We start from the raw sequence: 15,669 nt of genomic DNA, 5'->3' as shown, positions 1-15,669 counted from the left end.
ATGAGAAAATTGGTTTTATACACATTGTTAAGTGTTTTATTTAATCACATAATTTTAGCTGGAGGGAGAGAACTTCCTGATCTTTTTGAAGAAACCCATTTTAGTATTTCAGATACCATTCCTGCTAAAAATGTAAAAAATGGGTCGGGAGGCGAACAGGATACCAATCCTTTTGACCTAAAGGACCCAAAAATTATTGAGAACACCGTTGAATATGATGCTGAAAGTGGTGAATATAGGACCAATCAAAAGATAGGATCAGAATTCTACAGGCCCTCATCTTATATGAGTTTTGATGAATATATGAAGTTTAAGTCCAGGCAACAGGATAAGGAATATATGAAAAGTCTAGCAGGAATATCTACATCTAAAAAAACAAACATTGGCGTTGTAGACCCTGTAACGAAAATTGAAATTAAAAGAAATTTAGCAGATCGCCTTTTTGGAGGATTGGGTATTCAAATAGAACCCAAAGGAAGCGTAGACCTTACTTTAGGTGGATATTATAATTTTAATGATATACCCAATTTATCCTATCGTCAAAAGCGCAATTATGGGCCTAAATTCGATATGGATATACAAATGGAAGTAGTAGGAAATATTGGTGATAAGCTCAAATTAAATACCAGTCTTAATACTCAATCCAGTTTTGATTTTGAAAATAAAATCAAATTGAATTATGATAGTGAGAAGTTTTCAGAGGATGACATCATAAAGAAAATCGAAGCAGGTAATGTAAGTCTTCCACTTAGATCTACTTTAATACAAGGTAGCCAAAATTTATTTGGTTTTAAGACAGATTGGCAGTTTGGGCATTTAAGACTTACAGGTATTGTGTCACAACAAAAGTCCAAACAAGAAAGTATTAAAACCAAAGGTGGTGGTGTCGTTCAGGATTTTGTGATACGTCCGGATAATTACGATGAAAACAGAAATTTTTTTCTAAGTCATTATAACAGAAATACTTATGAAGAAGCTTTAGCATATTTGCCAGAAATAAATAGCCAATTTAAGATCAAAGATCTTGAAGTTTGGATTACTGAAGATGTTCAGAATTCAAGAGAAACTGAAGTTAGAGATATTGTCGCTTTAACTGATTTAGGGGTACCAGATGGCTTACCCTTTGATATGGATTCCCTTAATTTTAATAAATTTATCCCTGGAAGGGCTGTTCCAAGAGATCTTAACGGAAGACCATTGGTAACAAATACTTCAAATAGTTTACTAGATAAAATACTCAGTGATACATTAAATAGAGAACTGAATAAAGTCGTTGGTGTATTATCCGATCCAGCAGGATTAAACTTACAACAAGGTAGAGATTTCGAAAAAGTTAGAGCTAAGAGGTTAAATTCAACAGAATATACCTATAATGCCGATTTAGGATTTATTTCTTTAAGGATCAGACCAAGACCGAATCAAATCTTAGCCGTTTCTTATCATTATACCTATAATGGCAAACAACAAGACCCACGAACCGGAGCTAATTTTAAGGTAGGTGAATTTTCATCTGAAATAAAATCTGATTCTTTAAGATACAGAGTGCTGTTTACCAAATTATTAAAATCTAGCAGTCAATCTGTTACCTTACCTTCTTATGATCTTATGATGAAAAATGTATATCCGATAGGAGGGTACAATTTAAATCAGACGGATTTCAATTTTGATATTTTTTATGAATCAAAAGATGGTATAGCGAAACGATTTATTCCCGAAATTGACGGATATCCCTTGCTGAATCTGTTTCGATTAGACAATCTAAATAAATCCGGAGACCCCCAACCTGATGGGGTATTCGATTGGGTACCTGCACAAACGATCATTCCAGCGACAGGAAGTGTCATTTTTCCAGTACTTGAACCGTTTGGTTCTTCTTTGAAAAAATTGTTGTCAAATGTCATTATCCCTTTTGATCAGGCCAAAGTTGATTCTTTATTTAATAAATACAGTTATCAAGAATTGTACAATAGTTCACTGACTACAGCCCGCCAAAACTTACAATCCAATCAATTTTTGCTTAAGGGTAATTTTAAATCCGGCAAATCCAATGAAATTTCCCTGAATACTTTTAGTTCTGATCCTAATCTTAAAATTATAGTAAAAGCTGGTGCTTTGGCTTTAGTAGAAGGTGTGGATTATACCGTAGACAGAAATCTTGGCAAAGTAACCATATTAAATGATGCCTATCTCCAAGGAGATGCGAGTATAACAGTTGATTTTGAAAATAATTCCCTCTTCAGTTTTCAAACAAAAACGATGCTGGGGCTAAGAGCTGAATATTCTAAAAGAAAGGATTTTTATGTTGGTACTACATACATGCGACTTTTCGAAAAACCATATACACAAAAAGTTAATTTGGGGGATGATCCAATCAATAATACAATATATGGAATTGATTTTGGGCTTAATAAATCAGCCCCATGGCTGACTAGGGCGTTGGATAAACTTCCGCTGTATAGTACTAAAGAAGATTCTAAATGGTCCCTTCAAGCTGAAGCCGCTTTATTGCAACCAGGTCACTCCAGAGCAATAAACCAGACAGGTAGTGATGGAGGTGTAATTTATATTGATGATTTTGAAGGAAGCGCTACAGGCATTGGTTTATTCTATAATCCAACTCAATGGTTATTGGCTTCAGCACCATTGAAAGATTCTGAAAATTCTGCTTTTAGGGGTGTTAATTCTAAAAATGATCTCTATACTTCAGCAAATAGAGCTTTATTAAGTTGGTATCGGATAGATGATTATGCTCGAACAAGCAACCAAGGAAATGATTCCTATTCGCGAATAGTCCAGGAGTCGGATATTTTTCCAAACAGACAAAGACCCATAGGATATTTCGGTGAAGTAACATTTGATCTTACCTATTATCCAAGAGAAAAAGGCCCTTATAATTATGATATTCCCAATGGTCTTAAGGATAGTTTGGGAAATTTTATAACGGCTGGAATAAATGATAAATATCAATTGAATAGTCCTGAAACCAGATGGGGAGGAATTATGTCAAAATTGAATACTAATGATTTTGAAGCTAACAATGTAGAGTATATTGATTTTTGGGTTTTGAATCCATTCTTGAGTAAATTTGACAATAGTCCGATATCCAATTCAGGTAAACTAATCCTGCAATTAGGAAATTTTTCTGAAGATATTTTTAAAGACGGATATCAACAATTCGAAAATGGTTTACCAACTTCTAATTTGAATTTACCTATTAGTACAACTAATTTTGGCAGGATCAGTCGTAAACCACCCATCACTGGTAATTTTGATAACGATAATAGAAGTGCACAAGATATAGGGTTCGATGGACTAAATAGTATTAATACCAGTGTTCCAAATGGAGAATTAAGTTATTTTTCAAACTATGTTGAAAAAATAAGAGGATTTGTGGCGGCTAATATTTTAGATTCAATAGCAAAAGATCCCTCCAACGATGATTATCTTTCATACAGATCTAGTAAATTAGATAACGAACCTTCCATCATAAAGAAATATAAACGCTATAATATGCCTGAAGGAAATGCCCAAATTGATCCAGGTAATAATATTTCAACAGCATATACTAACACTCCTGATCAAGAGGATGTAAACAATGATAAATCATTAAATGAATTAGAATCATATTATAACTATCCAATTGACATTGTTAATGATAATAATCAAATTAATATTGCAAGTGCAAAGTTTATTACAGAAACAATTAACCCTGTTTCAAATCCAAAAGAGACATGGTACCATTTTAGAATTCCAATAAATCAATATAAAGACAGTGTGGGTCAGATCAGTGATTTTAGATCGATTCAAAGTATGAGATTATTACTTACCGGATTTGATGAAGAAGTAACGTTTAGAATGATTAAATTCCAATTGGGTAGAAATACTTGGAGAAGATACGTAGATAAAGAACGAAGTTGTATTATTGATGCCCCAGATGAGGCACTCATTTTAGATAAGGTTGATATTGAAGAAAATTCCGGAAAACTACCATTTAATTATGTAGTACCTAAAGGAATAGACAGAGAACGATTTTATGGAACCACTGCAGCTGATCTTTTCCAAAATGAAAGTAGTTTGTTATTGCGTAAAAATAATTTTTTACCAAATTGTGAACAATCAGTTTATAAAATTATTGACCTGGATATTCGAAAATACAAACGAGTTAAATTATTTGTTCATGGTGAAAGTTCTCAAGATTTAGTCCCTGGTGATGCAAAAATATTTTTAAGGTTTGGAAAGGATTTTACTAATAATTATTACGAATATGAAATTCCATTAAGACTTTCAAATAAAAGTGTTTTGCCAGGTAACACGACATATGTCGATAGTGTGTGGCTTGCTGAAAATGAATTTGATTTTCCATTGCAGTTATTAGTTGATTTAAAAAACAAAAGAGGAGTATTAGATTCTTTTTCAATGGCTGACCCTGATAAACCAAATAATAGAGTAACAATAAAAGGAAACCCAACAATTGGTTTAGTTAGAGGTGTACAAATGGGAATGAGAAATAGTACGAATCAAGCATTTACGGATCTTGAAGTTTGGTTTAATGAATTGAGATTAATAGGACTGGACGAAAAAGGTGGTTTTGCTACAGTTGCAAGAGGAGAATTGCAATTAGCAGATTTAGGCTCTATCAGTATGGCCGGTAATTATTCCACTGTAGGATGGGGAGGCTTAGATCAGAAGTTAGATCAAAGAGCATTAGATGAGATCCTACAATATGATGCTACTACAACATTGGAGTTAGGAAAATTTATTCCCAAAAAAGTAAATATTGCATTACCCTTTAGCGCTCAATATTCCAGTGGAACAAGAACTCCCCAATATGATCCTAATGATACAGATGTCAAGTTGAAGGATAAATTAAATTCAGCAGCAGGAAAATCGGAAAGGGATTCCATTAAAGATAGAGCCATAGATTATGCAGAAACGAGAAGTTTTGCATTCAACAATGTTAGAAGAAATAAAACTGGAAATAGTAAGGCCAAGCCATGGGACATTGAAAACATTAGTTTAAGTTATGGTCAATCCACATCGTTAAAACATAATCCAGTTGTTTCCGAGGATAAACTACAAACCAAGCAAGGTAGTATTGATTATAATTTCAGTTTGACACCTAAATATATTGAACCATTCAAAAAAATTGTAAAAAATAAAAATTTGAAAATCATTTCAGATTTTAATTTTAATTTAATACCCAATTCACTTTCAGTTAGGAATAATTTAGATAGAAAATATGGAAAAAGAGTGTATCGTTTCGCAGCACCAAAATATAGTACATGGGAGGATGTAAAATTTGGATGGGGAAGAGATTATACTTTGAATTGGGATTTCACGAGACTGTTGAAATTTAATTTTACAGCTCAAAATGATGCAATCGTTGACGAAATTACCTACAATCCGCTTAAACAAGGTTATATAAATCCATTAACAAATAGAGTTGCTTCTGTTGAAGATAAAAAACCATTTGTTAGAAAAAATATTAGTAATTTCGGTAGGACAAAAGATTATAGACACACTATGACATTATCTTATTCATTGCCAACCAGGTCTATTCCATTTTTAGATTGGGTTCAAGTGAGAGGGCAGTATGCTGCTAATTATAGTTGGTCTGCTGGATCTTTGAATTCTATTGATACACTCGGAAGTGTGATTGGAAATGGGCAGAATTTATCTGTTAGTGGTGAATTTAATTTAGTTAATTTTTATAATAAGATAAAATATTTTAAGAGAATTAATGGAGAAAATAGTTCTTCTGGAAGATTTAGAAATTCCCAAAATAGAACCCCTGTTAAGCCTTCTAATAAAAAAGATAAATTGAATGGAAAGGATAAACAACAAGATACACCTAGAGAACTGAGTATATTGGAGAAAGTTGTTGTTCGACCATTATTATTGGTGCGCAAAATTCAACTCAACTATTCTGAAAATAAATCAACCATTATTCCAGGGTTTATGCAAAACACAGAATTACTTGGAATGAATAAAAGCTTTAGTGCACCTGGATGGGATTTTGTTGCGGGTTTTCAACCAGACTTTAGTAAGGGTAAATGGTTGGATCAAGCAGCGGCAAAAGGTTGGATTTCTCCGAATAAATTTTTTAGTCGAGAGATGATTCAAAGGAAAAGCACCACAGGAAGTGCAAAACTAAAATTAGAATTATTCAAGGAATTTAATATTGATTTGAATATAGATCGCAATTATGTAAAAGATCATACTGAAGCATTTAAGAGAGATGAGGTATTTGGTACTCCTGATTTTGCTTTTCAACATTTTACGCCATTTGATAATGGTCAATACACGATAACATATATTTCTGTTCAAACTTTATTTAATAAAGACATAGACAAAGTTTTTGAAGAATTTTCTAATAATAGAACGAAAATATCAAAGAGAATTGGAGACCAGTATGGTATTACCAATCCAAGTAAGAATAGTCCTCAATATAGAGATGGATTCCTTGGAGATCATCAGGATGTCATCCTTCCAGCATTTTTGGCAACTTATACTAAAACAGATCCAGACAAAGTGAATCTGAATGTATTTAAAACGATACCACTTCCAAATTGGCAAATTAATTATACTGGATTATCCAGATTGGGGCTTATGAAAAATTTATTCCAAGATTTCAGCATACGACATGCTTATAGTAATAAAATGTCTATGAATAGTTATAGAACGAATCTGGATTATAAAGAAGACCAAAATGGATTACCAACGACCAGAAAACAGGACACTTTAAATGGTTCATATTTTGCTAAATTGGAAATTCCCGAAGTATCTATTAATGAATCATTTAGTCCATTGATTGGAGTAAATATTAAAACTAAAGGGGGAATAGAACTTGGTTTGGATGTTAATCGGAATCGAAATTTACAATTGAAAAGTGCTATAGATGGACAATTGGATGAGCGAAATACAAAGAACTATACATTTAAAGCCGGATATGTGTTAAAAAATGTCTATTTGAATTTCTTGCCTGGAGTTAAAAAAGAGAAAAAACTTAATAAGAAAAGTAAAAAGAAGAAAGGTGATCCATTAGAAGAAACTGCAATTAAACCCAAGGGTAATGATATGCAATTTAATCTTGATATTGGTATTCAGGACGACATTACTAAAATCCATGTGCTAGATGATAATACAAAAAGTCAGGTGATCAATGGTTCAAAAACTATAAGCATTTCTCCTTCAGTACTATATAATGTCAACAAAAATCTAAATTTAAAAATATTTTTAGATTATAGAAAACAGACGCCATATGCATCTGGACAATACAAAACGCTTAGCTATAATGGGGGTATAACAATTCAGTTTTTATTGAATTGATGGATTATAAATAAGAAAATCTATTCCAATTTATTAGAAATTTATGACATTATGTCATAAACCATCTAATGGTATGGTTTATGAGATATTTATCCTAATTGGCAACATATATTCCATTATTTTTGCAAATCTTATACCTATACTATTATGTTTAATTTTCTAAAAAAGGTCTTTGGAACTAAACAAGACCGTGATGTTAAAGAATACAGCCCGATCATTGATAAAATTAACGCTTATCAAGATCAATATTCAGAATTGACAAATGATCAATTAAGAAATAAAACTTTGGAGTTTCGAAGTCGTATAAAAGACTATTTAACGGACATTGACAATCATATAGATGAACTAAAAACAAGGTCTGAATTAGAATCAGATATACACAATAAAGAAGACCTATATAATGAAATCGATAAACAGAATAAGGAACGTGATAAGCAAATTGAGGAAATTTTACTTGAAATTTTACCTGAAGCATTTGCAGTTGTTAAAGAAACAGCTGTTCGTTTTACAAATAATTCTGAAATTGAAGTTACAGCCACAGATAAAGATCGTGAATTAGCAATAGATAGAAATTATATTAAATTAACTTCAGATGGGAAAGCAGTATATGCCAATAAATGGACCGCAGCTGGGGGTGAGATAACTTGGAATATGGTACATTATGATGTCCAACTTATAGGTGGAAAGGTACTGCATGATGGAAAAATAGCTGAAATGGGTACTGGTGAAGGAAAAACTTTGGTTGCTACACTGCCAGCTTATTTGAATGGTTTGACGGCTGAAGGGGTGCATATCATAACAGTTAATGATTATTTGGCTAAAAGAGACTCGGAATGGGTTGGCCCAATATTTGAATTTCTACAATTAAGTGTAGACTGTATAGACAAGTACAAGTCGCATTCAATTCAAAGGCGGAAAGCTTATGAATGTGATATTACTTATGGGACAAATAATGAATTCGGATTTGATTATCTTAGGGATAATATGGTGCGATCTGTTGAAGAAAAAGTTCAAAAGAAGCACCATTTTGCAATGGTTGATGAGGTGGATAGTGTGTTAATTGATGATGCCCGAACCCCTTTAATAATATCAGGCCCTGTAGAATTGAACGATGAGAGTGAAGAGTATAATACTTTGAAACCTAAGGTGGAACGATTAATTAACGAACAACGAAAAATAGCAAGTCAATTTCTCATAGATGCCAAAAAATTAATTGCCGAAGGTAAAATTGGGCAAGCAGAAGGCGAAGGGGGTCTAGCTTTATTAAGAACTTATAGAGCTATGCCGAAATCCAGGCCATTAATTAAATTCCTTAGTGAAGACGGAATTCGTAATATTCTTCAGAAGACCGAAAATTTTTATATGCAGGAACAAAACAAGCATATGAAAACTGCAGATGAACCTTTACTTTTTAGCATTGATGAAAAAAACCGACAAGTTGATTTGACAGCTCGTGGCGAAGATTATTTATCTAAAGGGGAATCAGATCCAAATTTTTTTATAATACCTGATTTATCTGATGCATTGCATAAAATCGATTTGGATGTGTCATTTACAAAAGAAGAAATCACAAGAAAAAAAGAAAAAATATTAAATGATTATGCAATTAAGTCACAGCGATTGCACTGTGTTAGTCAACTATTAAAAGCGTATACATTATTTGAAAAAGATGAAGAATATGTGGTTATTGATGGAGACGTTAAAATCGTTGATGAGGGGACAGGCCGTATGTTGGAAGGAAGGCGATATTCAGATGGTTTACATCAGGCCCTTGAAGCAAAAGAAAATGTAAAAGTTGGTGAATTGACCCAAACTTATGCTACCGTTACTTTGCAGAATTATTTTAGGATGTACCATAAATTAGCTGGTATGACAGGTACTGCTGAAACCGAGGCAGGAGAATTTTGGCAAATATATAAGCTAGATGTTGTGGTTATTCCTACAAACAGAAAAATCATTCGTGATGATAGAGAAGATTTAGTTTACAAAACTGCTCGAGAAAAATTTAATGCTGTCATTGAAGAAATTGAAAAATGTGTTTTAGAAGGTAGACCGGTGCTCGTTGGTACGACTTCAGTAGATATATCTGAAAAATTAAGTAGAATGCTGCAATTAAGGGGCATTTCACATAATGTTTTGAATGCAAAACAGCACCAAAGAGAAGCTGAAATTATTGCTGAAGCAGGAAATCCTGGTAAGGTAACGATTGCAACAAATATGGCAGGTAGAGGTACGGATATTAAAATTTCACATGCCGTTAAAGAAGCCGGTGGTTTAGCCATTATAGGAACCGAACGACATGAATCAAGACGAGTTGATAGACAGTTAAGAGGTCGAGCTGGAAGACAAGGAGATCCAGGTTCTTCTCAATTTTTTGTATCCTTTGAAGATAATTTAATGAGATTATTTAATTCAGATCGAATTACAGGGATAATGGATAAGCTCGGTCACAAGGAGGGAGAAGTAATGCAACATTCTATGGTGACAAAATCAATTGAACGAGCTCAAAAGAAGGTTGAAGAAAACAATTTTGGAATGAGAAAGCGATTGTTGGAATATGATGATGTCATGAACATACAGCGAGAAGCTATTTATAAAAAGCGCAATCATGCATTATATGGTGATCGTCTAGCGGTAGATTTAAGTTATATGTTCAATTCCACATTAGAAACTATCGTAACAAACAATAAGGTATCCAATAATTATGAAGGATTTGTAAATGATTCCATAGGAATGTTAGGATTTGAACCTGAATTAGATTCAAGTTATTTTTTGGAATCATCACAGCATGAAGTGGCGAATTTATATACCAATCAATTTTATAATTTTTATAGACAGAAAGAGAGCCATATTAAAGAAATATTATTTCCTGTTATCCAAGATGTATATAATAAAGAGCGACATAGGTATCAACGAATAGTAGTGCCCTATGTTGATGAGACAAGAGAACCACTACCGATTGCAGCCGAGCTTGAACGAACTGTTAAATCTAATGGAATTACAATAATGCGAGACATTGAACAATCTATAGCATTAAGTATACTGGATTCGAATTGGAAAGAGCATTTAAGAAATATGGATGAGTTAAAAGAATCTGTTCAAAGTGCATCATTCGAACAAAAGGACCCATTAGTTATATATAAAATGGAAGCTTATAAACTTTTCGAACAATTAGTTTATAAAATGAATCAAGAAATTACTTCTTATTTATCCAAAGGGAAGTTAATGATTAATATTAATCAGGAAGTACACGAAGCAAAACAACAAAAAACAGATTTGAGTAAAGTTCGTACCAATAAAAGTGTAGAAGAAGAAAACATGAGACGTGCTGCAGAACGTGCAGGTCGAGAATCAATTCCACAAATACAAACCGTTAGAAATACAAGTCCTAAGATCGGAAGAAATGATGCTTGTCCATGTGGAAGTGGAAAAAAATTTAAAAATTGCCATGGTCAGGAATAATTTCTTTTGTTTTAACTAACTTTAAGGATGAATTAATATTTAAATATGAAAGGCTTAGTCTTATTTATCATTTTATTTTTATCATTTGTTGATTCAAGTTTAATAGCTCAATCTGGAATTCAGGTTAATGAGGACCCACAGATAAAAGGTATAATGAATCAATATGTTAGAATTAACAGAAGTATAACTCACTTTTCGGGATGGCGAATTACAGTTATATCAACAGCTGATAGAAGGCAAATGGAAGAAAGTAAAATCATGTTTCAAAAAAATTTTAACTATAAGGTAAAATGGGACTATAAGGAACCTTATTATCAATTAAAAGCAGGGGCTTTTACAAATCGAAATGATGCAGCATTTGTATTGGAAAATGTGAAGAAAAAATTTCCGACTGCTTTTTTATCGATAGATAAAATAGCTTATGATGAATTATGAGTATAATTAGCGTTTATTTAATAAATACTGTGATTTTAATAAATGTATAATTCCAATAGGAAAAGTGGGTATGATTGGATTATTATTGGTATATATATCAGTCTATTAATTATTGGTTGGTTCGCAATTTATGCTGCTACGTATAGTTATAATGTCGAAGTAGATTTTTTAGATGCTTCAGTTCCAATTACCAAGCAAACCATATATGTTGTAGTAGCGGTTAGTGTTTTTCTATCTAGTTTGTATATTAATAGTAAGTTTTGGCACACATTTGCTTATATTTTTTACGGTATAGGTATATTTTTATTGTTTTTAGTACTCATATTTGGAAGTGAGATAAAAGGCGCAAAAGCTTGGTTTGTGTTTGGTGGTTTTTCATTCCAACCGGCTGAAATCGCAAAATTTGGAACGGCATTAGCTTTGTCTAGCTTTCTATCTTACTTCAAAGTAAATCTTAAAACAACAAGTTATCTGTGGATTTCAGTTTTTATTATTTTTACTCCAATATTTTTTATTTTATTACAACCTGATGCAGGATCCGCATTAACGTTTTTTTCTTTTTTTATCCTATTATTTATCGAAGGGTTCAGTCCGCTTTTTTATCTTGCTTTTATTTTATGTATCATAGTTTTTATTACAACTTTTATTTTTCCATTAATTTTTGTTATTTTTTCATTATTGGTTTTAGCTATTATTTTTAGCTGGTTTTATTTTAAATCTTTTAAATTTCAATGGCCCTTATTAATTATTTCTGTAATAACTATTCTCACTGTTTTTATTTTATATAATCAAATATTAGGCCTATCCCTTGCTATTGGGGCACTCCTACTGTCTCTAATATTATTATGGAAAGGCAGGCAAGAAAAATTGGTATTTATCATGCCAATTGGTATTATTGGTTTATGTCTTTTTGCGATAAGTTCCATTAAATTATTTGAAGGTTTGGAGGCTCATCAACAAGAACGTATTAAAGTTTGGTTAAAACCTGAGGAATGTGATCCTAGAGGATCTTTGTATAATGTACTACAATCTAAAGTTGCTATTGGTTCGGGTGGTTTTTTTGGAAGGGGGTTCATGAATGGAAATATGACGAAGTTAAAATTTGTACCTGAGCAATCAACTGATTTTATTTTCAGCACTATAGGAGAAGAGCAAGGTTTTGTTGGAAGTAGTATAGTTATATTATTGTATATCCTACTAATATGGAGAATACTGCAACGAAGCGAACAAGAATCAAATAAATTTATAAGTCATTTTGGGATATGTTTAGCGGGATTGATTTTTATACATGTTTTAATTAATATAGGTATGACCTTGGGGTTAATGCCCATTATTGGAATTCCATTGCCATTTATAAGTAAAGGGGGCTCATCATTAATTGGTTTTTCATTAATGTTAGGTGTTTTTATTCGAATGCAGACGAAGTAAATAAGTATGATTCAATTTAATTTAAACCATAAAGATCCTCATTCAAAGGCCAGAGCAGGAACATTGATTACTGATCATGGAAGTATTGAAACTCCTATTTTTATGCCAGTTGGTACACTAGGAACTGTCAAAGGTGTACATCAAAAAGAGTTAAAAGATCAAGTCAGGGCTCAAATTATTCTAGCAAATACGTATCATTTATTTTTAAGACCAGGTATGGATATTATGGCCAAAGCTGGTGGGATTCACAAATTTATAAATTGGGATAAACCACTTTTAACAGACAGTGGAGGATATCAAATATTTTCATTAAGCTCTCGCAGAAAAATTACAAACGAAGGTGTTACTTTTTTTTCGCATATAGATGGCTCGAAACAATTCTTTACACCTGAATCTGTAGTTGATATTCAACGAATTATTGGTTCTGATATCATGATGGCCCTTGATGAATGTACGCCGTATCCCTGTACAAGAAAATATGCAGAGAAGTCCTTAAAAATTACTAAAAATTGGTTAGAGCGAGGTATCATTCAAATGGAACGAACACAACCCATCTATCAGCATGATCAAATATTTGTTCCAATAGCTCAAGGATCATTGTTTGAAGATTTAAGAAGGGAATCAATATTATTTAATAATCAATATCAATGTCCCATTTATGCAATTGGAGGATTGTCAGTAGGAGAACCTGAAGAGGATTTATATAAATATGTAGATATATGTACAGATGTTCTTCTGCCTGAGAGTGGGAGATATTTAATGGGCGTTGGAACTCCAAGAAATATACTAGAATGTATTGCATTAGGAATCGATTTTTTTGATTGTGTCTTACCAACACGTAATGGAAGGCATGGAATTATTTATACGAGTCAGGGCATAATTAATATTAGAAATAAAAAATGGAAGGATGATTTTAGTCCATTAGACGAAGAACTAGGATTAGTAACAAGTCAAGTGCATTCCAAGGCTTATTTACGTCATTTATTCATGTCTGGTGAAATGCTTGGGTCCCAGTTGGCAAGTTTGCAAAATTTATCTTTTTATTTGTGGTTGGTTAATTCGGCTAGGGAAGAAATACTTAAGAATAATTTTACAATTTGGAAAGACGAGATTCTTTCCAAGATAACAAGAAGATTATAATGATTAAGGGATTATTTAAATTGTCCATATTAGATCGTTATATCATAGGAAAATATGTGACGACATTTCTGTTTACGCTTATTTTATTATCTGTGGTTGCAGTAGTATTTGATTTAGCTGAAAGAATTGAAAAATTTATATCTAAGAATATAGGATTTTGGGAAATCACCAGAGATTATTATTTCAATTTTATTCCTTGGATTAACTCCTTGTTATTCCCATTGTATGCATTAATAACGGTGATTTTTTTTACCGCCAGAATGGCTGATCAGACAGAAATCATTCCAATGCTAAGTGCAGGAATTTCGTTTAAACGAATCTTGAAACCCTTTGTTTTGGCTGCATCTCTTTTTACGTTGATACATTTAATTGGCAATCACATCGTGGTTCCAAGAGGCAATAAGACATTGAAGAATTTTGAAAATAAATATATAAAATCAGGTAACATTTATCAAAAAGATAAAAATGTACACATTTATGTTGCTCCTAATGTTGAAGCATTTATCCATTATTTTCAAGTATATGATTCAAGTGGGACCGATTTTCAACTAAGGAAATACGAAGACACTAAAGTAGTTCAAATATTAACGGCAAGACAAATAAAATGGAAATCACTACCTCATATTTGGGAAATTAGTGACTATGAAATAAGGACTTTTATAGATAGTTCTGAAACTTTTGATGTTTTTAGGGGTGAAAAACTGGATAGTTCTATCAACTTACAGGTATCGGATTTTGTAATTTTAACCAATAAGAAGGATATGATGCCAACGGCAGAATTAAACCAATTTATTATTCGTGAACAAGAAAAAGGTTCAGGAATTACTAGATTGTATGAAGTTGAAAAACACAGAAGAACAGCTGATCCTTTTACCACACTTATTTTAAGTATTATTGGTGCTTGTATTGCAACAAGAAAAGTTAGGGGAGGATTAGGATTGCATCTGGCATTTGGTATCATTTTAGGGGTTGTTTTCATTTTTTTATCTAAATTATCGCTTACTTTTGCCAACAATGAAATAATGCCACCTATTGTGGCTGTATGGATTCCAAATTTTGTATTTTCATTTGTTGCACTTTATTTATATAATAAGGCGCAAAAGTAAAACGTTGAATATTAATTGTACTATTGTTGAAATTTCAGTTTAAATTGAAAGTTCAGAGCCATTTGAATAAAAGCCATTATATATTATTTAGCTGATAATCAATGCAATAGGTTAAATTCAAGTAATTTTATAAAATATTAACAAAATTTTGTTTAATAAAGTATTTAAAATCATTAAACAAAAGATTAAATTTGACAAAATTTTTAACATGTCGACAGTAGAGTTCTTCAATCATTTTGATCAGCAAACTCAAACGCTTCATAATTTTGCGTTTAGTTTGACCCGAGATTCAGAAGATGCAAAAGATTTGTATCAAGAGACGGCCTTTAGAGCCCTTTCGAATAGGGATAAATTTCAACCTGGCACCAATTTCAAGGCATGGTTGATAACCATTATGAAAAATATTTTTATCAATAACTATCGCCGAAAAATGAAAGGCGGTATAGTTAATGATAATAGTGAGAATCAATATTATCTTAATTCACTTAATAATTCTATATTAAATAGTGCTGAATCTGATATCATGATGCACGAATTAAATGAAATGGTTGATAGTCTAGATGATGCATTAAGAATTCCATTTTTAAGATATTTTCATGGATTTAAATATCAGGAAATCGCGGATGAATTGAGTTTGCCATTGGGTACTGTAAAAAGTAGAATATTCTTTGCCAGAAAAGCACTTAAGAATATGATAACATCCCATTATAAAATTTACGAAGAGGTAGCAATTTTGGAAAATTAACAAATTTAAAAATATAAAAAAAGG

At 32.1% G+C, this 15,669-nt stretch carries 7 protein-coding genes; all 7 read left to right on the top strand.

The window, feature by feature from the left end; translation table 11 throughout:
- The 7 genes from sprA to IPK88_05385 all read left to right on the top strand — a co-directional run bounded on the left by sprA (position 1) and on the right by IPK88_05385 (position 15,645).
- On the top strand, positions 1-7,329 hold the full coding sequence (gene sprA, locus IPK88_05415; GenBank protein MBK8242843.1) for a cell surface protein SprA: 7,329 nt from the start codon (positions 1-3) through the stop codon (positions 7,327-7,329).
- Between the two features lie 147 nt (positions 7,330-7,476).
- Positions 7,477-10,791 (top strand): preprotein translocase subunit SecA, encoded by a 3,315-nt coding sequence (gene secA, locus IPK88_05410; protein ID MBK8242842.1) that lies wholly within the window; start codon positions 7,477-7,479, stop codon positions 10,789-10,791.
- Positions 10,792-10,836: 45 nt separating this feature from the next.
- Entirely contained in the window at positions 10,837-11,226 is a 390-nt protein-coding gene (locus IPK88_05405; protein ID MBK8242841.1) for a hypothetical protein, read from the top strand.
- 42 nt (positions 11,227-11,268) lie between these two features.
- Positions 11,269-12,654 carry a rod shape-determining protein RodA gene (rodA, locus tag IPK88_05400; protein ID MBK8242840.1) on the top strand — a complete coding sequence of 462 codons (1,386 nt, stop codon included), beginning with the start codon at positions 11,269-11,271 and terminating at the stop codon, positions 12,652-12,654.
- 9 nt (positions 12,655-12,663) lie between these two features.
- Positions 12,664-13,794, top strand: coding sequence for a tRNA guanosine(34) transglycosylase Tgt (tgt, locus tag IPK88_05395; protein MBK8242839.1), 1,131 nt, complete (start codon positions 12,664-12,666; stop codon positions 13,792-13,794).
- On the top strand, positions 13,794-14,900 hold the full coding sequence (locus tag IPK88_05390; GenBank protein ID MBK8242838.1) for an LptF/LptG family permease: 1,107 nt from the start codon (positions 13,794-13,796) through the stop codon (positions 14,898-14,900). The genes tgt and IPK88_05390 overlap by 1 nt, the downstream gene beginning before the upstream one ends.
- A gap of 208 nt (positions 14,901-15,108) precedes the next feature.
- The gene (locus tag IPK88_05385) at positions 15,109-15,645 is read left to right on the top strand and encodes an RNA polymerase sigma factor (protein MBK8242837.1); all 537 of its coding nucleotides are present in this window, start codon (positions 15,109-15,111) and stop codon (positions 15,643-15,645) included.
- Positions 15,646-15,669 lie beyond the last annotated feature (24 nt).

Origin of the sequence: Candidatus Defluviibacterium haderslevense (genome assembly GCA_016712225.1) — a bacterium.
Classification (GTDB): Bacteria; Bacteroidota; Bacteroidia; order Chitinophagales; family Saprospiraceae; genus Vicinibacter; species Vicinibacter haderslevensis.
The sequence above is the reverse complement of the archived record's forward strand: the minus strand, read 5'-3'. Positions and strand labels throughout refer to the sequence as shown.